Origin of the sequence: Actinocrinis sp., from assembly GCF_035605935.1 — a bacterium.
In the GTDB taxonomy this organism is placed as follows: domain Bacteria; phylum Actinomycetota; class Actinomycetes; order Streptomycetales; family Catenulisporaceae; genus Actinocrinis.
Genome location: NZ_DATNGK010000322.1, coordinates 18,451 through 41,685, shown reverse-complemented (window position 1 = coordinate 41,685; position 23,235 = coordinate 18,451). Strand labels below are relative to the sequence as shown.

The following is a 23,235-nucleotide window of genomic DNA, read 5'->3' as shown; positions in this document are numbered from 1 at the left end:
GAACGTCACTGTGGCAGTTCTCGACTCCGGTGTCGCGTCGATCCCTGATTTGAGTGGTCAGGTACTCCCGGGCGCGGACTACGCCAACGGTACGACGAGTGGCGGCAACGGTAGGACCGACACCGATAACGATGGTCACGGCACTGGCATGGCCTCAGTCATCGCAGGTAACGGCGCGCACGTCTCCGGCCTTGCGCCGTCCGCGAAAATTCTTCCGGTCCGTATTGACGCCTCCAGCGCCAGCGGATTGTTCGGACCCAACATCGCCGCCGGAATTCGCTATGCCGTGAGCCAGCACGTTGGTGTCATCAATTTGTCGATCGGCGGCGCGAACGATCTCGGCCCCGACGTGTCCGGCGCGATCGCCCAGGCAGTCGCGGCCAATATCGTTGTCGTCGCCGCCACCGGCAATCAGGACAACGGCAACACCGCCGTGCAGTATCCAGCCGCTTACCCGGGCGTTGTCGCCGTTGGGGCGATCGACCAGAGTGGTCAGCTATGGGCGCAGTCGAGCTACGGATCGCGCACCACAGTCGGCGCTCCGGGCGTGCAGATCTACCGCGACAACAACTTCGGTCAGCAAGGCACCTCGTCCGGCACCTCTGAAGCCACGGCCTACGTCTCCGCAACGGCCGCGCTCATTCGCAGCGCGCATCCAGACTGGACCGCAGGTCAGGTGATTCGTACCCTGATCAGCACAGCCGACCCGGGCTCTGGTCAGACAGCCGGCCAACGCAGCGACCAGTACGGCTACGGCATCATCGACCCGCTCAAGGCACTACAAGCCGCCGCGCCGTCCGACACCTCCAACCCACTGCTCGGCTCATCATCCGGCGCAAGCGCGACTCCGAGTTCCGGCTCGGCTGGGAACGGAAACGCCTCAGCCTCGCCTACCGCCGCCGCTTCCTCCTCGAACTCGTCGCACACCGGCTTGATCATCGGCGTGGTGGTCGGCTTGATCGTCCTCATCGGCATCGTTCTGCTCATCGTCGTGCTCTCCCGGCGCGGACGGGGAGGGCCGAAGCCGCCTACGGGGCCGGGTCAGTACGGCGGCGGCGGATACCAGCCGCCCTATTCGCAACCGAACCAGTACCAGCAGCAAAACCCGTACCAGCAACAGAATCCATACCAGCAGCCGCCGCAGCCCTAGCAGCAGTAGTGGCAGCCGAAACAGTAGGCCGCCGCCCACAATCCCGTGGGCGGCGGCCTAAAGCTTGTTAGCCGGTGTTAGTCCTGGTTGAAGAAGCCCGGGTCGGCGGACGGGCTGTGCACGCCGTCCATCAGCTCAGTGCCCTGTGGCGAAAGCAGGAAGACCCGGGATGCCACCCGCTCTATTCCGCCGCGCAGGGAGAAGATCAGACCCGAGGCGAAGTCGACGATCCGCTTCGCGTCCGCCTCCTCCAAGTCGGCGAGGTTCATGATGACCGGGATCCCGTCCCGGAAGAACTCGCCGATCACCTTCGCGTCGGTGAAGCTCTGCGGGCGCACGGTCGCAATCCGGTAGCCGGGCTGCGCTCCGAGCTCCTCGCCGTACCACCGCTCGCCGTCGTCGACCGGCACCAAATGCGGGGCGGTCGCCCTGCGGCTCGAAACCATCGCACGCCTCCCTTCTGGACCAGTTGTCAATCTGCCACGCCGAGCACTCACCTTCGGTGCATGAATCACGGCGTATTACGCGCGTGATGCCCCGTCAGCGGGTCGCTCATTCGAGTGTTTCTCTTCTTAGCTGTCTACGCTAGCCGGTTTTCCGCTTGGACGACTCGCGACGCGCCGAATCTGTCGGAGGTAGGTGGTATACGCCTGACAGCCGCCTCGACCGCTCGCCGCGCCTGGCGCTACGCCAGGTTCGCCGCGGCATAGGCCGCCATCGCATCGCTCAGGTACTGCGCCGTGCCCTCGCCGTGCTTGTCGTAGTACTGCCGAAAGCGCTCATCGGCCACGTACATCTCGCCGAGCCCGCGGTACGCCGCGGCGTTGGGTGTCCAGAACAGGCACACCCACTCGTAGTGCTCCGCCACGGCTTCCTGCGTGCGCTCGTCGTCGACCGGCACGGACTCGGCCGCGAACGTCGCGAACCGCTGCGCCAGGTCGACGCCACGCTGCGCCGCGCCGGCGAAGTCATCCCGGCTCCAGTTCGCGGTCCGCCTACGCGACTCGGCCACACCCTCCGGCCACCGCTCCTGCGCCTCCGCCTCATACCGCGAAGCGTCAAAGCCCTCGAACAACTCCTCCACGTCCATTTCCTCTCCTCCCGACATCCCATCGATCGTTCGCTGGACCGTGCGCGCCAGCCGCGCGAGCCGCTCACTCTCGGCCTGCAGCCAGGTGCGGTGCCGGTCGAGCACGTCGCGGGTACCGCGCCGATCCTGGTCGTCGATCACCGACGCGATCGCGTCGAGGCCGAGACCGAGATCGCGCAGCAGCAGGATCCGTTGCAGCCGCAGCAGCTGTTCGCGCTCGTACAAGCGCACGCCGCCCGCAGCGGTGCCGGCCGGCCGCAGCAGTCCGATCGCGTCGTAGTGCCGCAGCGTCCGCGGCGTGATTCTCGAAAGCCGCGCGACCTGCGTAATAGTCCAGCTCACCGTCTTTCCTCCTTCGCCCAAGACGCTAGGCGCTGACGCTGCGTCAAGCGCAAGCCGAAAGGTTTGTCATACAAGATTTCGAACCGCTAGCATCCACCGGTGGATAACACCCCGGGGGGAACGTCTGAGCCGGAGCAGCCGTCAGCGACAGGCTCCGAAGACCCGTTCGACATCGTCCTCGACGAGGACTTCATCAAGGCGGCCGCCGCGAAAGAACAGAGCGCGCGGACCCGCGAACTGGCGGCCAAATGGGCGAAGGAGCCGCCAACGCAGACCGGATGGCGCACCGACGGCCCGTCTGCCTTCCGCGCTGCGAATCCGCCGCCAAGCGAGCCGCGGAAGGCGACCAAGCAGCTCAAAACCAAGCGAAGCGGGAGCGGTTCGTCGCGGATAATGCTCCGCAACGCGGCGATATTCGTCGTCACCGTTGCCATAGCCGTGTTCTTGTTCCATCCGCGTCACCACGCCCCGGCTCCGTTGAATACAACGCCCGCGGGCACCGCACAGCCCTGGGCTGGCGCATCGGGCGCGTCCGCCGGCCCGACGCCGTCCGCGACGTTCACGAACCCCGACGACCAGTACTTCAGCGGCTCGCCGTCGCTCGCCTGGGCCGACAACGCCAACGGGATCGTGACGCCCAGCGCCGCAAAGGTCGGCTCCTTCTCGGCCGCCCAGGTCGCGGACGGCTACGCGCGGATGGCGAAGCTGCTCGCTGCCGGCAACCTCGACGCGACGATCCTCGACGGCGGCCCGGTCACCGACTTCACCAAGCTGATCGACCCGCTGGAAAAGCTGGGCGGCGAACTCGAGCAATGGCTGCGGTCGCCGAGCTACCAGGACGATCCCGTCTCCCTCGTCACCCGCTTCAACCCGAAGACCACGCGCCTGCTCGGCCACATCGTCAAGGTCAACGGGACAATGTCGGCGAGCGTCGACAAGAAGGGTGATCTACAGATCACCGGCGACTATCGCTTCGTGTACGCGGTCGGCCCCGCCGCCACCGACGGTTCGCCGAGCCGCTCGGTCGTCCACCGGATCTACCAGATCTCGATATCAACACCGGGCAAGTACAACGTCACCCCTGGCACCAGCTGGGTCGTCCGCTTCGCGGTGAACATCGCCAACTCGACCTGCTTCGTCTACAACGGCTTCATCAATCCGGACTTCGGCTCGGCTGGGGCGGGGATACCAGGCAAGACTGTCGACCCGTACGCCTCCTCCGACCCGCTGCTGCAGTCGACGGAGTCTGATGTGTCGGCCAGTCCGCGGCCGAGTGGCACGCCGAGCGCCGAATGCGACGGCGCCTCGCAGCTTTGACGCGGACGCCACGCGCGCGAGCGGCGAGACCGCAAATCGAACTGAATCAGATCAGCCTACGAACTCCCGTCGACCAGTCGGATCGGCGGGAGTTGCGTTCTCTGGAGGTCCAACCGACGGACATTTGGCTGATCGTAGGTTCGCCGGAAAGAAGGATCAACACACCGCATCCGTACCTCCCCGTGGACAGGGCTCGTTGGGCTGCACGTGACGCCGCCGGGGGACCGGGTTCGAAGAAGGCACTGCCGGGAACGGCATTGCGCGGAGGGCCAGGCTTGACCGGGACGACACAGTGCCCTGAGTAGTGACAAACCGAACCGCCGCCGCGGGTCCCGGAATCGGGCCGCGGCAAGGAGGAATCCGATGAACCTCAAGAAGCTCGCCGTGCTGACCGCGGCCACCAGCGGCGTCGTCCTGGCCGGCGCCGGCGCGGCCATGGCCGACACCTCGGCCGACGGCTCGGCGACCAACTCCCCCGGCATCGTCTCTGGCAACAACACCCAGATTCCGGTGCACATCCCGGTGAACGTGACCGGCAACGGGGTCAACATCATCGGTCTGCTCGACTCGGTCTTCGACAACCACAGCGAGAACTGACCGCCGGCCGGCTTAGCCCGGCCGACTGGAGCCCGGCCCGCCTAGCGCGCGCCGGGCTCCGCCCGTTTTTTGGTTGTCGTACAAGACCGTTGGTTGTACCGCAGCACCGGAATTCACTCGTCCGCAGGATTCGTCGGATTTGCGGTAACCCCGATCGTCACACCTCGTTCCCTTGGTAATCGGGTTGGCATTGATAGACACGAGGTTCACGTATGCACTATTCGACGAAACGCCGCGTCATGCTCGGGATGACAACAGGCGGCCTGCTCATGACAGGTCTGGGGATGGCCAGCGCGCACGCCGACACGACGGCGAGCGGGGAGACTTCGCACTCCCCTGGCATCGGCTCCGGCAACCTGATCCAGCTGCCGGTTAACGCACCGATCAATGTCTGTGGCAACCAGCTCGACGTCATCGGCATCCTCGACTCGGTCACCGGCAACTCCTGTTCAAACGGCGGCGAGAGCGCGGCCGGCGGACCGAACGGCGGCACATCGGCGTCCGGCAGCGCCAAGCACTCTCCCGGCATCGGATCCGGCAATCTGGTTCAGATCCCGATCAACGCGCCGATCAACGTGTGCGGCAACCAGGTGGACGTGATCGGGGTCGGAAACACCGACCACGGCAACTCCTGCTCGAACGGCGGCTCAGGCTCGACCACCGCGTCAGGCAGCTCGAAGGGGTCGCCTGGTGTCGGTTCCGGCAATGTGATCCAGGTTCCGATCAACGCGCCGGTCAACGTCTGCGGCAACCAGGTCGACGTCATCGGCATCCTCGACTCGGTCACCGGCAACTCCTGCTCGAACGGCGGCGGGTCGACCACTCCGCCGCCGCCGACCCCCACCCCGACTCAGCCGACTCCCCCGCCGACCACCTGCGGCTGCACTCCTCCCCCGCCGCCTCCGCCGACCACGCCGTGCCCGCCGTCCGGCACGAGCACCGCGACGCCGACCAGTTCGGCGCCCGGTACCCCGTCCTCCACAAGCACCTCGTCGTCCACTGCCTCTCCGACGAGCACCAGCCCGCACGGCGGGCCGAACGGCGGCTCGAACGGGAACGGATCATCGGGCACGCCGACCGGTGTCCTCGCGCACACCGGTTCGGGCGCGCTCGTCGTGGCGCCGCTCGGTGCGGGCTTGATCGGCGGCGGCGTCCTGCTGCGCAAGCGCTTCCCGAGCCGCTCGCACTAACGGCTCCGCTCGCATGAGTGCCTCGGCGCCCTGACCTCTTCAGGCGGCACGCTCTGATCTGAGCGCGGCGCCGTCCCTCCTGCGCCGCTGCTTCCGTTCAGTTCCTCCCCCCTCCGTTCGTCCCGGCCCGCCTCGCGCGCCGGGACGAACGCCTTTTGCGGGCCTATAGGGACTCGCCTTGACTCGCCTCGGCTAATCAAATTAGCTTTTCAGCTAGTAGGCGATTCTGGGTTCGGAGGTGGCTGGATGCCGAGGGCGGGGCTCTCTCCTGACGCGGTCGTCGACGCGGCGCTCGAAATCCTCGACGCGCGCGGCTCCGACGGCTTGACCCTCAAGGCGATCGCCGACGCCACCGGCGTGGCCGCGCCGTCGCTCTATAAGCACGTTCGCGGGCTACCCGAACTGCGTCGGCTGCTCGCCATCCGCATCATCAACGAGATGGCAGATCAGATGGGCTCTGTGGTCATGGGGCGCGCCGGAAACGACGCGCTGGAGGCTTATCTGACTGAGTATCGGAGGCTGGCCAGCCAGTACCCGCATCGGCATGCGCTGACCGAGCGCGCTTCTTATGACGATCCGACTTTTGCCGCCGCCGCCGAACGGCTGGTCAATGTCGCATACGCGGTCGTGCGCGGCTTCGGGCTCGAAGGCGAAGACCTCGTACACGCGGTTCGCAGCGTGCGCGCCGCGGTGACCGGATTCGTCAGCTTGGAACAGGGCCTCGGATATCGAGCGCCGACCGACACCGACGCCAGTTTCGCCTATCTCAGCCGCGTCCTCGCCGCCGGATTGCGGCCAAGCCCGACGCCGTCAACCGCCTAGGCGGCCAAGTAAACAGCCGCGCACGCGTCAATCGTGCAAATCGAGCGACCGGCGCACCGCAGCCCATACCTCTTTCGCCGAAACACCCTGCTCAAGAGCCTGCACCACGGTGCGCCCACCCAGCTCGCTCATCACGTGGTCACGCGCGAACGAGTCCACATATGCGGACCCGAACTGCTCTCTCATCCGCTCCCAGAACACCGTCAATCGCACTCAGGAAGCCTATCCGGCGCCAAACTGTCAGTGGGGGCAGGGAAGATGTCTGTATGGGTCTTATAGACGGGTTCGCGGAGCCGACGCGGCAATGGTTCAACGGCGCGTTCGCCGAGCCCACGGCCGCCCAGACGGGCGCCTGGGACGCGATTCGCGGGGGTCACAACGTGCTGGTCATCGCACCGACCGGCTCGGGTAAGACCCTGGCTGCCTTCCTCGCCGCGCTCGACCGGCTGGCCTTCGGGCCGCCGCCGGAAAGCGGCCGCCAGCGCTGCCGGGTGCTGTACATATCACCGCTCAAGGCGCTCGGCGTGGACGTGGAGCGCAACCTGCGTGCACCGCTGGCGGGGTTGCGGCAGGCGGCGGTGCGCTCCGGGCTGCCGGAACCGGACGTACGGATCGCCGTGCGGTCCGGTGACACCCCGTCAGAGCAGCGGCGAAAATTCCAAACCAGCCCGGCAGACATCCTCATCACCACCCCCGAATCACTGTTCCTGCTGCTCACCTCGCAGGCGCGCGAGGCACTGAGCTCGGTCGAGACGGTGATCGTGGACGAGGTGCACGCGGTCGCCGGGACCAAGCGTGGCGCGCACCTGGCGCTGAGCCTGGAACGGCTCGACCACATCCTGGCCAAGCCCGCGCAGCGGATCGGCCTGTCCGCCACGGTGCGGCCGGCCGAAGAGGTGGCCAGATTCCTCAGCGGCACCCGGCCGGCCACGATCGTCGCACCGCCGAGCACCAAGAGCTTCGACCTGCGCGTCGTGGTCCCCGTCGAGGACCTGACCGCGCTGGAAACCGTGGACACGGACCCGGAGACGGTTCCGGCCGACGAGGCGGGTCGGCGCAAGGCCTCCATCTGGCCGCACGTGGAGAACCGAGTGGCCGACCTGGTCGAGCAGCACACCTCCACCCTGGTCTTCGCCAACTCCCGGCGCCTAGCTGAACGCCTGTGCAACCGGCTCAACGAGATCCACGCGGCGAGGCTCGGCCTCGACCTGCTCGCGCCCGATCCCGTGCTGGTGCCCGCCGGTGCGTCCGCAGACGACCTGACGCCAGCGCGCGACTTCGGTCCGGCCACAGCGCCGTCGCGCGTTCCGGCCGAGCTCATGGGACAGTCCGGTTCCGCCTCGGGAGCGCCGCCGTTGCTGGCCCGAGCGCACCACGGTTCGGTGTCCAAGGAACAGCGGGCCGAGGTGGAAGAGGCGCTGAAGGCCGGGCGGTTGCCCGCGGTGGTCGCCACCTCCAGCCTCGAACTCGGCATCGACATGGGCGCGGTGGACCTGGTCGTGCAGGTCGAGTCGCCGCCCTCGGTGGCCTCCGGGCTGCAACGGGTCGGCCGAGCCGGGCACCAGGTGGGCGCAGTCTCGCGCGGCGTGATCTTCCCCAAGTTCCGCGGCGATTTGCTTCAGGCGGCGGTGGTCGCCGAGAGGATGCGGGCCGGGAAGATCGAAGCGATCGCGCCGGTGCGCAACCCCTTGGACGTACTGGCCCAACAGTTGGTGGCGATGTGCGCGGTGGACAGCTGGGACACCGGCGAGTTGCTGGACCTGCTGCGGCGGGCGGCGCCGTTCGCCACACTCACCGACTCGGTGTTCGAAGCCGTGCTCGACATGCTGGCCGGTCGCTATCCGAGCGACGAATTCGCCGAACTCAAGCCGCGCATCGTGTGGGATCGGCAGGCCGGCACGATTTCCGGGCGACCGGGTGCGCAGCGGCTTGCCGTCATCTCCGGCGGCACGATTCCGGACCGCGGCCTGTTCGGGGTCTTCCTGGTCGGCGGGGACGAGAAACGCGGCGGGCGGCGGGTTGGCGAACTGGACGAGGAGATGGTGTACGAGTCGCGGGTCGGCGACGTGTTCACCCTCGGCACCTCATCCTGGCGGATCGAGGACATCACGCACGAGAAGGTGCTGGTCTCCCCGGCGCCGGGCCAGCCTGGCCGACTGCCTTTCTGGAAGGGCGACGCGCTCGGCCGACCGCTGGAGCTGGGGCGGGCGCTTGGTGCGTTCACCCGCGAGCTGACCGCGCTGGAGCCAGAGCAGGCGACCGAGCGGCTGCATGCTGCCGGGCTGGACGAGTGGGCGGCGGACAACCTGCTGGCTTACGTGTCCGAGCAGCGCGAAGCCACCCGGCACGTACCGGATGACCGCACGATCGTGGTCGAGCGTTTCCACGACGAGCTGGGCGATTGGCGCGTGGTCATCCACTCGCCCTTCGGAGCGCAGGTACACGCACCGTGGGCGCTGGCCATCGGCGCCAGGCTGCGTGAGGAGTTCGGCTTCGACGCGCAGGTGATGCACGGCGACGACGGGATCGTGCTGCGGCTGCCGGAGACCGACTGGGAGCAGCCGTGGGCCGAACTGGACGGGGATGTGAACGCGGGCACGGACAGTCGCGCAAATATCGAAAGCGTGTTCGATGCGTGCGCGCGCTTCCCGGCCGACGAAATCGAACAGGTGGTGACCGACCAGGTCGGCGGCTCGGCGCTGTTCGCCGCGCGATTCCGTGAGTGCGCCGGCCGCGCGTTGCTGCTTCCGCGCCGCCGCCCCGGCCAGCGGGTGCCGCTGTGGCAGCAGCGGCAGCGCGCCTCGCACCTGCTCGCGGTCGCCTCGAAGTACGCCTCGTTCCCGATCGTGCTGGAAACGGTGCGCGAGTGCCTCCAAGACGTATTCGACGTGCCCGGGCTCGTCGAACTGCTCGGCGACATCGAGGCACGGCGAGTCAAGGTGGTGCAGGTCGAGACCGCGGCCCCGTCACCGTTCGCGAAGTCGCTGCTGTTCGGCTACGTCGCCCAGTTCCTTTACGAGGGTGACTCGCCGCTGGCCGAACGTCAGGCCGCCGCGCTGAGCGTGGACCCGTCGCTGCTGGCCGAACTGCTCGGCCAGCCGGAGCTGCGCGACCTGTTCGACGTGGAGGTGCTTTCCGCGCTCGAGGCCGAACTGCAACATCTGACCACGGACCGGCCGGCCCGCGACGCCGAGGATGCCTCCGACCTGCTGCGGCTGCTCGGCCCGCTGTCCACCGAGGAGGCAGCGCGGCGCGGCATAGACGCCGCCTGGCTTTCCGGCCTGGAACGCTCACGCCGGGTCATCCGAGTTCGAATCGCCGGAGAGGAGCGCTGGGCCGCGATCGAGGACGCTGGGCGGCTGCGCGACGCGCTTGGCGTGCCACTGCCGGTCGGCGTTCCCGAGGCATTCACCGAACCGGTCATCGACCCGCTCGGCGACCTGGTGGCTCGTTACGCGCGCACGCACGCGCCGTTCTCGGCCCGCCAGCCCGCCGAGCACTTCGGTCTCGGCGTCGCAGTATGCGTCAGCGTCCTGGAGCGACTTGCCGCGGATCGGCGCGTTATCCGTGGCGCGTTCCGGCCGGACGGCAGCGGGGACGAGTGGTGCGATGCCAGGGTACTGCGACGCTTGCGCAGGCGGACCGTGGCTGCGTTGCGTCAGCAGGCCGAGCCGGTCGGCCCCACCGCGCTGGCCCGGATGCTGCCGCTCTGGCAGTCGGTCGGCCAACCGGGCGAGCGACCGGATCGGCGCATGCGCGGCGTCGACGGAGTGCTGCGCGCCGTCGAACAGCTGGCCGGGGTCCCGATACCGGCATCGGCCCTCGAACGACTGGTCCTGCCCTCCCGGGTGTCGGACTATCAGCCCGCGATGCTGGACGAGCTGACCTCGGGTGGCGAAGTGGTGTGGGCCGGGGCCGGCGCGCTGGCCGTGGACGACGGTTGGGTGGCGCTCGCTCCCGCCGCGATCGCCCCGTTCGTCCTGCCCGAGCCAACGCCGCTCGACGACGCCTCACCGGCTCAATGGGCCTTACTCTCCGCGTTGGAGCGGGACGCCGGTTTGTTCTTCCGTTCGCTGGTTGAGCAGGTGACGCTGGCCGAAGCCCAACGCCTGGCCGCCCGCGCGCAAGTGCAGGGCGCGGACGGCGCCGACTCGGTTCAGCGCAGCGGCCCCAACTCCTCGAGCCCGCCCACCGATCCCGCAGATGTCCTCGCCGCGCTCTGGGATCTGGTCTGGGCCGGCCGGGTCACCAACGACACCTATGCCCCGGTCCGCGCGCTGCTGGGCTCGGGCCGCACGGCGCACCGCGCGAAGCGCCCAACCCCGCGCGGCCGGTACGCGGCGATGCGCTTTGCCGCGACAGCCCCGGCCGCGACGCCAGTGCTACCCAGCGCGGTCGCGGCCACCGCCGTGGGCCGCTGGTCTCGACTGCGCACCGCGATACCGTCGGCCGACCCGCGAGCGAGAGCGGCCTCGGCCCAGGTGCTCGGTGAGGTGCTGCTGGATCGATACGGCATCGTCACCCGCGGATCGGTTGCCGCGGAGCGGTTGCCTGGCGGTTTCAGTGCGGTGTACCGCGTGCTGGCCGCGTTCGAAGAGGCTGGCAAGTGCCGCCGCGGCTACTTCGTGGAGGGCTTGGGCGCGGCGCAATTCGCGGCGGACGGCGCGGTGGACCGCCTGCGCGCACTGTCCGGCGATTCCGACCAGCCATCCTCAAGCCGCACCCCAAGCACCCTGCTGCTGGCGGCAGCCGATCCGGCGAACCCGTACGGCGCGGCAGTCCCGTGGCCTGACCGCCCGCTAAGCCACGGCCGGCCCGCACCCACATCACCCCCGTCAACCGCCGACACCGCCTCGTCCTCTGCATCACCAGCATCGCCGGTCATCTCCGCACCAGCCGCGCCGGGCCACAAGCCCGGTCGCAAGGCCGGCGCGCTGGTGGTGCTGGTAGACGGGGAACTTGTGCTCTACATCGAGCGCGGTGGCCGCACGGTACTGTCCTGGACGCACGCTCCGGAGACCCTCGCCAGCGCTGCGAATGCGGTTGCCGCAGCGGTCCGGGATGGCCGCGTCGGAGCGCTCACTGTCGTCACCACGGACGGCGTTCCAGTGCTCGCCGCCGGGTCGAGCGCCGCGCCGACTCCCGTCGTAGCGGCGCTCTCGGCAGCCGGGTTCGCCCTCTCCCCGCAAGGATTGCGCCTGCGCCACTAACCATCGCCAGCGCTTCGACGGCCAGGGCCTTCGGCGGCGGACGCGTCCGCTCCCTGAGTCATCACCGCCGCTCGGCGCGCACCGTCCAGCGATCCGGGCCGTTCGAGGGCGGTGCCGGACGGCGTTGCAGCCGGAACACGGCGGGCGTGCCGAACCGGCCGACCGAAGCGATGACGAGCCAGTGCTCTACCTGCGCGCTCTGCTCCTGCCCAAGCGGCTCCAGGTCCCGATTCGCCTTGCCGTGCTCGATCGGCTCGAGTTGCCTAGGCGTCGGCGCCGCGGCCTCGCTCGGTCCTCGACCGACAATCCCCTGCCCGTGCCCTTGCCGCTGCTGTTGTTCTCGCCCGCGGGGCTGCCCGCCTTCCGCCTCCTCTGGCGGCTCCACGCGGCGCGCGCGCCGTGGTTCGACATCGGGCTCGATCCAGCGGCCGAGGATTTCGTGCACCACGTAGAGCCGGCCACCGAGCAGGAAATACACCGGTCCATCGCCGCCGCGAAGGACGTCGCAGGGTTCCGCGTCGACTTGTTCTGACATCGCGATCGTCATGGCTCCCCTGCCGTATGAGTGCGGACACAGTGGTTACGGACACGGCGGTTGCGGACCCGCCCAGGTGCGGCGCACCGCCGAAGGTTCCGTCGCGGACCCGCGAACAAGAACGCGGGTCCCGGCAAATCCCCCAGGCCCCGGGAGGGACCACGTCGCCGCCGGCCGCAGGCTTCCCCGGTGCCTCCCTGCGCTCACAGCAGATGACCAGCCCGGTGCGACTCGGGCGGGAGCGCGGTGACGCCCCCTGCGGACGGCGGCGACGCTGTTCGAATCTTTGTTCGAACGAGTCCAACACTACCCCGCTCGGGTCCCGCCATCCAGCCGAATCTCGAATATTCGCTCGATTCAGTGACACCGTTCGTGCGGCGCCCACGTCATCGCAGCTCCACGCCGCGGCTACTCGATGAGGGCCCGGATCGAGTCGTGCGGCCCGGGCGTGTCGCGCCGATCCGGTCGAAACGACTACGGATCGTGCTCTTCCCTTAGCGCTCAGCCTGCGCCACCATGGAAAACCGGGTTCGAAACCAAAAAATCATGCGGTCTCGGCTCCGATGGTTACCAAACCGTGACCAATTGCGTCCACAACCATCCCGGGACTCGGGTGGTCCTACTTGGTGGATCGGCTGGCTGCAAGCTCTTTGCGCCGCCGGTTAGCCCGGGTGGGGTGCACAGGGAGGGGACGTCGGCGCCGCCCGACACCGCAGGGGAGAGTGGTGTCGGCGCGCCCGAGGGGGTGCGGCGGGGTCCGCGCGCGCGTCGTGGGGGTGCGCGCTCGGACCCCGCCCGTCACCCGTTACTGAGCGTCACAGGCACTCCGACTCGCTGTCAGAACAAGCTTCGCTGAGTGCTGAGCGTGATTGCCGCGTCGCAATTTCCATTCGACCCGACCTCGCGTCGAGCATGGAACCAAGCGGTACCTGACCGCCCCGCGCGGCGCGATCCGCCTCGCCGTGTCGTCGCGCCGGAAGCTGGCAGCAGCACCACCGGATGCCAGCCTTCGCACACACGCACGAACGCGCCAGGCGGCGCCAGCACCCATCAGCGCCCCACCGGCTCAGGCTCAGGCGGTCCCGAGCAACCCGCCTGTCCGATCATCAGATTTGTTGGGCCGATACGGTTTAACTATCCGCTTATCCTCCAGATGGAGTGCTTCATCCTGCGTCTAGCACTTGGCCGGGTAATGCTCCTTACGTGACCCCCATCGCACTGTTCGACGGAGAACCGAGCCCTGGACCACTGGGCTTGGCCGCTAAGCGGACCCGCGGGCCGCTATCCCGAATGGTGCACGCGTCGGCCTTCCGAATGGCGCGCGCGTCCGCTCCGGCCATCTCGGGGCGGCGGGTCTCAGCATTCGAATCCGGCTTCCGGGCGGCCTCACTCCCCGCCACGCCGCCGTGGGCGCTGTCCGCGATCGGTGTCGGGATGGGGCTCGTAGCAACTGCCGTCGCCACATCCGGCCTGGTCAGCGCCACATCTGCCGCTGCGGCCTCGATGCTGCGCGACTCGCGCCGCCGCAAGGTCCACGTCAGTCCCGCTCCGCTTCACCTGCGCAGCACCCCCGCACGACCCCCCGAGGCCGGTGAGCCCGTCTCGGTCCTGATCGCGATGCGGCACAAGCCTGATACCGCGGTCGCGGCCGTGCGCGCCGCGCTGTGTCAGCGCGGGGTCGACCACCTCGACATCGTCGTGCTCGATGACGGCTGCCCACAGGAGACGAGAGCCGCCCTGCGTCGGGAGTACGGCGACGATCCGCGAGTTCGAATGCTGGCCGCCGCGCCGCTGCCTCGCGGATGGTCGCCGCACGCGCACCGGTTCCACCAGCTCGCGGTTGCCGCCCGTGGCAGAGTGCTGATTTTTGCCGAGCCCTGCGCTCCGCTCGGACCGCACGCGGCCGCGTCCGCGACGGCGCTGCTGCGCGGCGCGCAGCTCGACTTAGCCGTGCTGGACACTGGCCGGCCAGCCCCGACTCAGGCCGACGCGCCATCCGCTCGAAGTAGCGCCGCCGTCACCGCCACCGCGGCGGCGCGGTCACAAGCGGAGGCGGCGCAGTCGCCAAGCGCACGAGCGCAGGCTCCGGCGGAGCGTCGGCGAGACGCTGCCAAAGAGGACGGCGGCTCACGCACGCAGCCGGTAGCGCGCCACCGTCACCACGTTCCCCACCTTTCCAGCCGTCCACACGGCAGCGCAGGCCGCGCGCACCCGGGCCGGTTCACTGTGGCCGTCGACGCCGACGCCTACTGGCGGATCGGCGGCTACCGCGCCGCGGCGACGGACCCCGATCCGCTCGCCCTGCTGCGCACGGTCCGTCGCGCGAGCGGTCGTGTCGCGGTCGCCGACGGTCGTCGGGTCATCCCGCCTGCGCAGTTGTTGGAGCCCCTGCCGCCGCCGGATCCCAGGGCCGAGGCGCTGTGGGAAAGCCAGCACGGCAGCCGCGCCTCGATCACCGGCACCGCGCGGCGTGTCCTGGCGGCGCTGGTCGGCGCGCGGTCGTAGGCACCGCCCGGCCCGTCTGCACTGGCAGCAGCGGACGCGCCGCCAGCGGCCGCGAGTAGGACGACAGCCACAGCCAGGTAGAGTCTGTGCGCTGTGGCAAGGATCATCGTGGTCGGGGCCGGAATGGCCGGGCTTGCGGCCGCAGCGCGCCTGGCAACGCGCGACAACAGCGTGTTGGTGTGTGAAGCCACTGATACAGTCGGCGGCGCTCTCGGCTCGTGGCGGTACGACGACGACCTCGTGTTCGACACGGGCGCCTACACGCTGACCCTGCCCGCCGCGTACCGCGACCTCTTCATCAAGACCGGTTCGCGGAAGAAGAGCGCCGCGGCCACGCTCGAAGACCGGCTCGATCTGCGGCCGATCGATCCCGTTCGGCGCTACCTCTTCCCCGAGGGCAGCCGACTCGACCTGCCGAACGCGTCGCGCGGCCGCTTGGTGGCGGCGTTCGATGAAGCGCTCGGCGCCGGCGCCGGCGCGGCATGGTTGCGAGTCGTCGATCACGGAAGCCAGGTCTGGGACGCCATCCGGCCGGCGCTCATCGAGGCTCCCGGCGCGGGCGGGCGCGAGCTCGTCCGCCTGTTGCGCACGACGGCCGGGCGACGCGCGCTGACGCCCCTTCGCTCGCTGCGGCAGTTGGCGAGCGGCTGGTTCGCCACGCCCGGTCTCTTCCTCCTTCTCGACGACTACGCGCGGCAGGCCGGAGCCGATGATCCTCGTCGCGCCCCGGCAGCGCTCGCGGCCCGCGTTTACCTCGAGCAGGCGTTCGGCGCGTGGCGGATCGTGGGCGGCATGCACACGCTCGCCGAGGAACTGGGCCAGCGCGTACTGGATCGCGGCGCCGAGATCCGCTACGGGGCGCGCGTCGAGCGGATCGAGCGGTCCGCGTCCGGAGCGGCGAGCGGCGTGGTGTTGGAGGGCGGCGAACGGATCGCTGCGGACGTGGTCGTCGCGGGCGTGGACCAGGCAGTGCTGGCGCGGCTGCTCGGCGGGAGTGCGCGTGAGCATTCTTACTCGGCCGCGGTGACGACGATGTGCCTGGTGGTCGACCAAGCCGATGCGCCGACAATGCCGCACGAGACCGTGCTGCTTGCGGAGAACGGTCCTGCGATGCGCGTCCATGTGGCCGCTGAGCAGCCGTCGGCCTGGACCGTGCACATCCCGGCGACGAGCGATCAGCAGCCTGAGTTCGACGAGGTCCTCGGCTTGCTGGCGGCTCGTGGCATCGACGTGCGCGGAAAGGCGCGCGTGGCGCACACGATCGGGGCAGCGGATCGAGCAGCGGCGACTGGTGTGCCCGGCGGGGCGGCGTATGGACCGGCGGTGAACAGCCTGCGTTCGGCGCTGTTGCGCTCTCCGGTACGGCAGCCGGTGTCAGGACTCTTCCACGTCGGCGCCTCGGCGCGTCCGGGAAGCGGGCTCTCGTTCACTGCGCTGTCAGGCTGGCACGCCGCGGAACTCATTCGGCCGCGGCGCTAGAGGCCTAATGGCTAGCCGCGTGGTCCTCAGACAGCGGCGAGACCAGTCGCCGAAGCGTGTGCCTCGCGCAGATTCTGATGTACCTCAAGCGTCGCCGTGGACGTGTTCAGCGTGATGAAATGCAGGCCCGGCACGCCCTCCGCGATGAGCCGCGCCCCCAGCTGCGTCGCGTGGTCGATGCCGATGCGGCGCACGGCGGCGTTGTCGTCCGCTACCGCGTGGATGCGCTCGCCGAGCTGCTTCGGGAACGTGCCGCCGCTGAGCGTGACCATCCGCTCGATCTGCGCCGCCCGGGTCACCGGCATCAGCCCGGCGATGATCGGAATATCGCATCCGGCCTTGACGACCTGGTCGCGCAGCCGCAGGTAGTGCTCCGCGTCGAAGACCATCTGGGTGATCGCGAAATCGGCTCCGGCGCGGCACTTGGCCACGAAGTTGCGGATCTCGTCGTCCCAGTTCACCGAGCGCGGATGCTTCTCCGGGAACGCCGCCACGCCGACGCAGAAGTCGCCGGACTCCTTGACCAGCCGCACCAGCTCGGCCGCGTACTCGATGCCCTGCGGGTGCTTGACCCACTCACCTCGCGGGTTGCCGGGCGGGTCGCCGCGCACCGCCAGGATGTTGCGCACCCCGGCATCGGCGTAGCGGCCGATGATCCGGCGCAGCTCGCCGATCGAGTGGTTCACCGCGGTAAGGTGGCCGACCGGGGTCAGCGTGGTCTCCGTCGCGACCCGCTCAGCCTCGGACGCGGTGTTCTCCCTGGTGGAGCCGCCGGCGCCATAGGTGATCGAGACGAAGTCCGGGCCAACGCACTCGATCCGGCGCAGCGCCTTCCACAGCTGCCGCTCCTGCTCGGGGGTGCGGGCCGGCATGAATTCGAATGACATCGTCGGCGCGCCCCGTGAAAGCAGTTCGCGGACGGTCACGGCCCGATCCGGACGAACGCTGGGGATGCCGAGTGCCATACGTTCACTGTATCCGCCGGCCTAGGGGGTACCAGGGCCGTTTCAGCGAATGAGACGACGTAGGCTCGGGTTTTGTGAAAGACGAGCACGTGAACGGCCTTGCCCCCGCCCCTGCCGCCGGACCGCGCGATCCCCAGGATCTTCCTGCGCTCGACCGGTACGACCTGCGCGCTCGGGTCTGCGCCGAGCTGACCGTCTTCCTCGATCGCCAGGAGACGCTGCTGGCCGAGGTGAGCGCGGACCTGGCTCCGGTCATCGCGGCGCTGCGCGAGTTCCTGGAGGGCGGAAAGCGGATGCGACCGGCGTTCTGCTACTGGGGATGGCGTGCGGCGGGCGGAGACCACGGCGGTGACTACGGCGATGGCAACGGCGGCGTTGCCGAGGGCGACCGGCTCGGCACCGGCTCCGGGGCGGCTGAAGCTGCCGCGGTGCGGGCCGCTGCCTCGCTGGAACTGCTCCAGGCGTCCGCGCTGATCCACGACGACTACATCGACGGCTCAGACACCAGGCGCGGTGCTCCTGCCATTCACCGCCGCTTCGAGCGCTTGCATCGGGACGGCGGCTGGGAGGGTGAGCCGGAGCGATTCGGCGCCGCGGCGGCCGTGCTCCTCGGGGATATCACGTTGACCTGGTGCGACGAACTGTTCACCCGGTGCGGGCTCGAGGCGGTCCGAATCCAGGCGGCCCGGCCCGTGTTCGATCTGATGCGTTCCGAGGTGATGGCGGGGCAGTACCTCGACGTGCTCGCGCAGGCGCGCGGGCTGTCGGTCTCGACGCCGCAGGAGTCGCTGGCGCGAGCGCGTACCGTGCTGCGGTTCAAGTCGGCGAAGTACACCATCGAGCGGCCGCTCCAGCTCGGCGCGGCGCTGGCGACCGGCACGGCGGACAGCCCGCTCGCCGCCGCGCTCTCACGCTACGGACTGCCGCTGGGCGAGGCGTTCCAGCTGCGCGACGACGTTCTCGGCGTGTTCGGCGACCCGGCCGCGACCGGGAAGCCAGCCGGCGACGACCTGCGCGAAGGCAAGCAGACGGTGCTGGTCGCACTCGCGGCGCAGCAAGCGACGCGGGCACAGACCAAGGCGCTGCGCACCGGGCTCGGCGATGCGCGGCTCGATGAAGCCGGCGTCGAGACCCTGCGCTCAGTCATCGCGCAGACGGGCGCGCTGGCCGAAGTCGAGGCGAGGATCAGCGAACTGACACAGACCGCCCTGGCCGCGCTCGACGAGGCACCGGTCACCGCCGAAGCACGCGAGGTGTTGGGCGAGCTGGCGGTGGCGGCGACGGCGCGGCACGGGTGACGCGACGCGCGGACGGGCGACAATGTCCGCGTGCGTATGGGTTTGCGGAGAAGTGATGGCGCCGGAGCTGGACATACTTGGCGAGAGTCGAGAGTTGGACCAGCAGCGCAGGTGAAAGTGGCCGCAGGCGCGGTTGCTGCGGCCGTGCTGGTGCTCTCGGGCTGTGCGAGCGCGGCCGGGGCTGCACCGGCGCATCATGTCGGATCGGCTGGTCCAACTGGCGTCGCGTGTTCGGCCTCGGGTACTGCGCCCACCGGGATGGCCGTCCTCACGGTCAGTCAGCTGCCTTCGCAGGCGATCGCGACGCTGCGGCTGGTCGCAGCGGGCGGCCCTTACCCCTACACCGAAGACGACACGGTCTACGGCAACTACAGCGGCGCGCTCCCCCGCGAGCGCTACGGCTACTACCACGAATTCACCGTCGTGACCCCAGGCTCCGGTACCCGTGGCGCGCGCCGCGTGGTAACCGGGGCCGGCGGCGAGGATTTCTACACCGCGGACCACTACGCCACGTTCGACTGGATTGCTTGCGCGAGCTGAGGTATTGCGGTCGGCAAGGAAACTCGCCCGGGAACATACGCTGCCTACTCGACCACTTTTGGTTACCGACGAATCGTCGACTCAGAGTCACGCCCCGCTGAAGTCTGAAAGCTTCAAATCCGGCAAAACCGGCAAATTGCCGTCACGCTGGGTGAAGGGCGGCCTCCCGAGCGAGAAGTTTTGTCGAAAGGGTCGCCAAGCGCTGAAGGCCCATGAATAATCCTCTTCGAGGCCTCGTCGTCCCCCCGTGCGATGGGGCCTCGCCCCGAGTGACGCGTGCAGGTGGGTCCCTCCCCCCGTGGGGATCATGCCGGAGCGCGTCCGGGCGTCGGCCCCTCCCCCCGTGGGGGTCAGACGCCTAACCACGGTGCGTGCGTGGTCCCTCCCCCCGTGGGGATCCCCGCACCGCTCGGCGTCGGAACCGCCCCTCGCCGCCCGTTGTGTCCTCCCCCGGGACCGTGGCGGCGAACCCCTCCGACGCCCGCGGAGAGTCCTCGACAACTCTCCGCCGCGGCCTCGTCGCTCCCCCGTGCGACGAGGCCGCCTCATTTTCCGGCGCGGTCCGTCCACCGCCGGCGCGCCGATTTTCATCGAAGGCTCAGGTAGGACTCACGGCAGCTGAACGGGCCGGCACAACCGTGGTTCGACATGAGCCAAGTGATCTACGACCGACCGCCCGGCCTCGACGACGGCGCCCTGCCGCCCCGGCAGCGCACCCGCCTCGTGGAGATCGTGATCCCCGTCTACAACGAGCAGCTGGTGCTGGCCGACAGCGTCGACCGCCTTCACACCTATCTTGCCGAGAGCCTGCCCTACCCCTTTCGCATCACGATCGCGGACAACGCCTCAACAGACGAAACGTGGGCGGTAGCCCTCGACCTGTCGGAGCGTTATCCGCACGTCGACGCGGTACATCTCGACCAGAAAGGCCGCGGCCGCGCGCTGCGCACCGTCTGGGAGGCCAGCGACGCTGAAGTCGTCGCGTACATGGACGTCGACCTCTCGACCGGCCTTGACGCCTTCCTCCCGCTGATCGCGCCACTCATGTCAGGGCACTCAGACCTGGCGATCGGCTCCCGGCTGGCGCGCGGCGCGGCCGTGGTGCGCGGGCCGAAGCGCGAGTTCATCTCCCGCACCTACAACCTGATGCTGCGCTCGGCGATGGCCGCCCGCTTCTCGGACGCGCAGTGCGGCTTCAAAGCCGGGCGTACCGAGATCATCAAGGCTCTGCTTCCGCAGGTGCAGGATCAGGCCTGGTTCTTCGACACCGAACTGCTGCTGCTCGCCGAGCGCAGCGGGCTGCGCATCCATGAGGTCCCGGTGGACTGGGTTGACGATCCGGACAGCAGGGTGGACATCGTGCAGACCGCCCTCGAAGACCTGCGTGGCATGTGGCGGGTCGGCCGCCAGGCACTTCGCGGCGGCGTCAAGGCGCCGGTCCAGGCGCGGGTGCTGGCCGCACAACTGCCGCAGGGCATGCGAAACCAGCTGCCGAGCTTCGCGGTCATCGGCGTCGCCAGCACTCTCGCCTACCTGCTGCTGTATTGGGTGCTGCGCGCCGTCTGCCCGGCCTACCTCGCCAACACCCTCGCGCTGGCGCTCACCGCGATCGCCAACACGGCCGCCAACCGGCGCTATACCTTCGGCGTGCGAGGCAGTACCAGCGCCCTGCGACACCAGGTCGAAGGCGGCGTCGCGTTCCTCATCGGTCTCGCCCTTACCAATGGCGCGCTCGCGGTGCTGCACGCCGCCGCGCCGGCCACGTCCCACGCGGTCGAGCTGGCCACTCTCATCGCGGCGAACGCGATGGCCACCCTCGTCCGATTCCTGCTGATGCGGGCCTGGGTATTCAATCCCCGGCGCACCGGTCAGCCCGAGCGCCCGTAGCGGAGTATCTCAGATGACTGACCAGCTTCCGGTGGTGCCGGAGGAAATCACCTGGCCGGCGCCGTTCGCTGCCATCCCAGGACCGCAGGCCAAGCGCTCGCGGTTGCGGCGCGCTTACCTCGGCCGGCCCGAGGACCCTCGATGGGCCAGACCCGCATTGCTGGCGATCCTCGGGCTCAGCGCGATGCTGTACTTCTGGGGCCTGACCGCCAACGGATACGCGAACGAGTTCTACGCGGGCGCGGTGCAGAGCGGGACCAAGAGCTGGTCCGCGATGTTCTTCGGCTCGCTCGACTCAGGGAACTTCATCACCGTGGACAAGCCGCCGTTCGCGCTGTGGGTGATGGAGATCTCCACCCGGATCTTCGGGTTCTCCAGCTTCGCGATGCTGGCGCCTATCGCAGTGTGCGGCGTTGCCGCAGTCGGCGTGCTCTACTCGGCGGTGCGCCGAACCTTCGGGCACGCCGCAGCCGCGGTGGCCGCGCTCGTCATGGCCCTGACTCCGATCACCGTGGCGATCAACCGGGACAACAACCCGGACCCGGTGCTCGTGCTGTTGATGACGCTCGGGGCGTGGTTCACGCTGGAAGCGATGCGGACCAAGCGGCTGCGCCCCTTGCTGTGGGCGGCCGTGATGCTCGGCTGCGCATTCAACACCAAGATGCTCCAGGCGTACATCGTGCTGCCGGCGCTGGTGCTGGTGTACCTGTTCGCGGCCGAGGGCGGGTTCTGGCGCCGCATCAGGCAGCTGACAATCTTCACCGGTGTGCTCGCACTCGCGTCGTTCTGGTGGATGTTGATCGTCGACGCCATTGCGGCGAGTTCGCGTCCGTACATCGGCGGTTCGTGGACGAACTCGGTGTGGGACCTGGTGATCGGCTACAACGGCTTGGGCCGCATCACCGGGAACGAGTCCGGCAACGGCGGCGCAGGCGGCGGCGCGAGCTTCTCCGGGACCTCGGGCTTCGGCCGGCTGTTCAACGACATCCTCGGCGCGCAGATCTCCTGGCTGCTGCCCGCGGCTGCGATCCTCGGCGTCGCGGCGCTGGTGTTGCGCGGCAAGGCGCCGCGCACGGACCCGGTTCGTGCGTCACTGCTGTTGTGGGGGCTGTGGCTGGCCGTCCACTTCGTCGTGTTCTCATATCAACAGGGCACGATGCACCCGTACTACGTCACGACGCTGGCTCCGGCGATCGGTGCGCTCGTCGGCGGCGGAGGCTCCGTGGTCTGGCAGCGGATGCACGAACGCAACTGGGCATGGCTGGCGATCCCGATTGCGGTCGGTATCAGTGCACTGTGGTCGATCGCGTTGCTGCACCGAGCCTCCTACGCGACGTGGCTGGTGCCGATCATCGCGCTGGCGGCGATCGTCGCGGTCGCGGCGCTGATCGCCGTGCGGCTGCGGCCAGGCCAGCGCGCGCGGCTCGGCGCGGTGGGTCTGGCGGCGCTGCTGGTCGCCGGGCTTGCCGGGCCGGCGGCGTTCGCGGCTTCCGCGGCGAACTCCACGGTCAACGGGACCAACCCACTGGCCGGTCCATCGAACGGCTCGATGGGAGGTCCCGGCGGTGCGTTCGCGGGCCTCGGACGAGGTGACTTCGGCGGCCAAGGAGCGCCGGGCGGACAGGCCGGTGAGCTGCCGTCGTTCGGCGGTGGCTCCGGTTCCGCGCCCGGAAGCGGCAGCGGCCAAGGCGGTTTCGGCGGTCCGTTCGGCCTACCGGGGCAGAGTGGACAGAGCCAGGGCGGGCAAAGCAGCCAGGATGCCCTGCCCGGCGACCTCCCCGGCCTGTCATCCGGCTCAGGAGCCGGAAGCGGCGGCTTCTCGGGTGGCCTGCCGGGCGGCGGCTCGCAGCTTTCCGCCGCGATGATCAGCTATCTCGAAGCGCATCAGGGTTCGGCGAAGTGGCTGATCGCGGTGGCCAACTCGAACTCGGCCGCGTCGATCGAGCTGCAGACCGGGCGCGACGTGATCTCCATGTGGGGCTTCACCGGCAGCGACCCGGCGATGACCGCGGCCAAGCTTCAGCAGCTCGTGGCCTCCGGTGAGCTGAAGTACGTGATGCTCGGTGGCGGCATGGGAGGCGGCGGCTTCGGCGGTCCCGGCGGCGGCAACTCGGCGACCAGCCAGGTGCAGACCTGGGTGACGCAGCACTGCACCGCGGTCTCAGCCAGCGCGTACGGCGGTTCGTCCAGCGGCTCATCGACGACGACTTCGACCTCCGGATCAGGCCTCTACGCATGCACCGCCAGCGGCGCCTCGAGTTCGACCTCGTCATCGGCGAGCTCCGCTTGATTGCCAGCTAAGATCCGC

17 protein-coding genes are annotated in these 23,235 nt (G+C 69.3%); 12 read left to right on the top strand and 5 right to left on the bottom strand.

Annotation, left to right across the window (positions count from 1 at the left end):
- A partial coding sequence (locus tag VN779_RS26030; protein ID WP_325727965.1) for a S8 family serine peptidase occupies positions 1-1,150 on the top strand: 1,150 nt, incomplete at its 5' end.
- A gap of 77 nt (positions 1,151-1,227) precedes the next feature.
- Here VN779_RS26030 and VN779_RS26025 read toward each other — a convergent pair.
- Positions 1,228-1,596: a cell division protein SepF gene (locus VN779_RS26025; protein ID WP_325727962.1), complete on the bottom strand. Its 369-nt coding sequence runs from the start codon at positions 1,594-1,596 to the stop codon at positions 1,228-1,230.
- A gap of 239 nt (positions 1,597-1,835) precedes the next feature.
- The gene (locus tag VN779_RS26020; protein ID WP_325727960.1) at positions 1,836-2,582 is read right to left on the bottom strand and encodes a MerR family transcriptional regulator; all 747 of its coding nucleotides are present in this window, start codon (positions 2,580-2,582) and stop codon (positions 1,836-1,838) included.
- 99 nt (positions 2,583-2,681) lie between these two features.
- Here VN779_RS26020 and VN779_RS26015 point away from each other — a divergent pair, with 99 nt between their 5' ends.
- The 4 genes from VN779_RS26015 (at position 2,682) to VN779_RS26000 (ending at position 6,508) form a co-directional block, all read left to right on the top strand.
- Positions 2,682-3,899, top strand: coding sequence for a hypothetical protein (locus VN779_RS26015; RefSeq protein ID WP_325727959.1), 1,218 nt, complete (start codon positions 2,682-2,684; stop codon positions 3,897-3,899).
- 363 nt (positions 3,900-4,262) lie between these two features.
- Positions 4,263-4,496: a chaplin gene (locus VN779_RS26010; protein ID WP_324840934.1), complete on the top strand. Its 234-nt coding sequence runs from the start codon at positions 4,263-4,265 to the stop codon at positions 4,494-4,496.
- 269 nt (positions 4,497-4,765) lie between these two features.
- The gene (locus VN779_RS26005; RefSeq protein ID WP_325727957.1) at positions 4,766-5,686 is read left to right on the top strand and encodes a chaplin; all 921 of its coding nucleotides are present in this window, start codon (positions 4,766-4,768) and stop codon (positions 5,684-5,686) included.
- A 246-nt stretch (positions 5,687-5,932) separates the two neighbouring features.
- Entirely contained in the window at positions 5,933-6,508 is a 576-nt protein-coding gene (locus VN779_RS26000; RefSeq protein WP_325727955.1) for a TetR/AcrR family transcriptional regulator, read from the top strand.
- 27 nt (positions 6,509-6,535) lie between these two features.
- On the opposite strand, the gene VN779_RS25995 is transcribed toward VN779_RS26000, so the two are convergent.
- Positions 6,536-6,721: a DUF3046 domain-containing protein gene (locus VN779_RS25995; protein ID WP_325727953.1), complete on the bottom strand. Its 186-nt coding sequence runs from the start codon at positions 6,719-6,721 to the stop codon at positions 6,536-6,538.
- A gap of 53 nt (positions 6,722-6,774) precedes the next feature.
- Here VN779_RS25995 and VN779_RS25990 point away from each other — a divergent pair, with 53 nt between their 5' ends.
- Positions 6,775-11,718 (top strand): ATP-dependent helicase, encoded by a 4,944-nt coding sequence (locus VN779_RS25990; protein WP_325727951.1) that lies wholly within the window; start codon positions 6,775-6,777, stop codon positions 11,716-11,718.
- A 61-nt stretch (positions 11,719-11,779) separates the two neighbouring features.
- On the opposite strand, the gene VN779_RS25985 is transcribed toward VN779_RS25990, so the two are convergent.
- The gene (locus VN779_RS25985) at positions 11,780-12,265 is read right to left on the bottom strand and encodes a hypothetical protein (RefSeq protein WP_325727949.1); all 486 of its coding nucleotides are present in this window, start codon (positions 12,263-12,265) and stop codon (positions 11,780-11,782) included.
- Between the two features lie 1,302 nt (positions 12,266-13,567).
- Here VN779_RS25985 and VN779_RS25980 point away from each other — a divergent pair.
- Positions 13,568-14,758, top strand: a complete 1,191-nt coding sequence (locus tag VN779_RS25980) for a hypothetical protein (protein ID WP_325727947.1) — start codon at positions 13,568-13,570, stop codon at positions 14,756-14,758.
- A 93-nt stretch (positions 14,759-14,851) separates the two neighbouring features.
- Complete coding sequence (locus VN779_RS25975) at positions 14,852-16,237, top strand: phytoene desaturase family protein (protein WP_325727945.1); 1,386 nt, start codon at positions 14,852-14,854, stop codon at positions 16,235-16,237.
- A gap of 26 nt (positions 16,238-16,263) precedes the next feature.
- On the opposite strand, the gene metF is transcribed toward VN779_RS25975, so the two are convergent.
- Positions 16,264-17,202, bottom strand: a complete 939-nt coding sequence (gene metF / locus VN779_RS25970; protein ID WP_325727943.1) for a methylenetetrahydrofolate reductase [NAD(P)H] — start codon at positions 17,200-17,202, stop codon at positions 16,264-16,266.
- A gap of 164 nt (positions 17,203-17,366) precedes the next feature.
- On the opposite strand from metF, the gene VN779_RS25965 reads away from it, so the two are divergent.
- The 4 genes from VN779_RS25965 to VN779_RS25950 all read left to right on the top strand — a co-directional run bounded on the left by VN779_RS25965 (position 17,367) and on the right by VN779_RS25950 (position 23,217).
- Positions 17,367-18,500, top strand: a complete 1,134-nt coding sequence (locus tag VN779_RS25965; RefSeq protein ID WP_349260946.1) for a polyprenyl synthetase family protein — start codon at positions 17,367-17,369, stop codon at positions 18,498-18,500.
- A 36-nt stretch (positions 18,501-18,536) separates the two neighbouring features.
- Entirely contained in the window at positions 18,537-19,040 is a 504-nt protein-coding gene (locus VN779_RS26730; protein WP_414639757.1) for a ribonuclease domain-containing protein, read from the top strand.
- A gap of 648 nt (positions 19,041-19,688) precedes the next feature.
- Complete coding sequence (locus tag VN779_RS25955; RefSeq protein ID WP_325727937.1) at positions 19,689-20,927, top strand: bifunctional glycosyltransferase family 2/GtrA family protein; 1,239 nt, start codon at positions 19,689-19,691, stop codon at positions 20,925-20,927.
- Positions 20,928-20,940: 13 nt separating this feature from the next.
- Positions 20,941-23,217, top strand: coding sequence for an ArnT family glycosyltransferase (locus VN779_RS25950; RefSeq protein ID WP_325727935.1), 2,277 nt, complete (start codon positions 20,941-20,943; stop codon positions 23,215-23,217).
- Positions 23,218-23,235: the final 18 nt, after the last annotated feature.

Bases quoted from the DNA above. Each gene is read 5' to 3' on its own strand.
- VN779_RS26025 (WP_325727962.1), bottom strand. From the start codon at position 1,596: ATGGTTTCGAGCCGCAGGGCGACCGCCCCGCATTTGGTGCCGGTCGAC.
- VN779_RS26010 (WP_324840934.1), top strand. From the start codon at position 4,263: ATGAACCTCAAGAAGCTCGCCGTGCTGACCGCGGCCACCAGCGGCGTC.
- VN779_RS26005 (WP_325727957.1), top strand. From the start codon at position 4,766: ATGACAGGTCTGGGGATGGCCAGCGCGCACGCCGACACGACGGCGAGC.
- VN779_RS26000 (WP_325727955.1), top strand. From the start codon at position 5,933: ATGCCGAGGGCGGGGCTCTCTCCTGACGCGGTCGTCGACGCGGCGCTC.
- VN779_RS25990 (WP_325727951.1), top strand. From the start codon at position 6,775: ATGGGTCTTATAGACGGGTTCGCGGAGCCGACGCGGCAATGGTTCAAC.
- VN779_RS25985 (WP_325727949.1), bottom strand. From the start codon at position 12,265: ATGACGATCGCGATGTCAGAACAAGTCGACGCGGAACCCTGCGACGTC.
- VN779_RS25980 (WP_325727947.1), top strand. From the start codon at position 13,568: ATGGCGCGCGCGTCCGCTCCGGCCATCTCGGGGCGGCGGGTCTCAGCA.
- metF (WP_325727943.1), bottom strand. From the start codon at position 17,202: ATGGCACTCGGCATCCCCAGCGTTCGTCCGGATCGGGCCGTGACCGTC.
- VN779_RS26730 (WP_414639757.1), top strand. From the start codon at position 18,537: ATGGGTTTGCGGAGAAGTGATGGCGCCGGAGCTGGACATACTTGGCGA.
- VN779_RS25955 (WP_325727937.1), top strand. From the start codon at position 19,689: ATGAGCCAAGTGATCTACGACCGACCGCCCGGCCTCGACGACGGCGCC.
- VN779_RS25950 (WP_325727935.1), top strand. From the start codon at position 20,941: ATGACTGACCAGCTTCCGGTGGTGCCGGAGGAAATCACCTGGCCGGCG.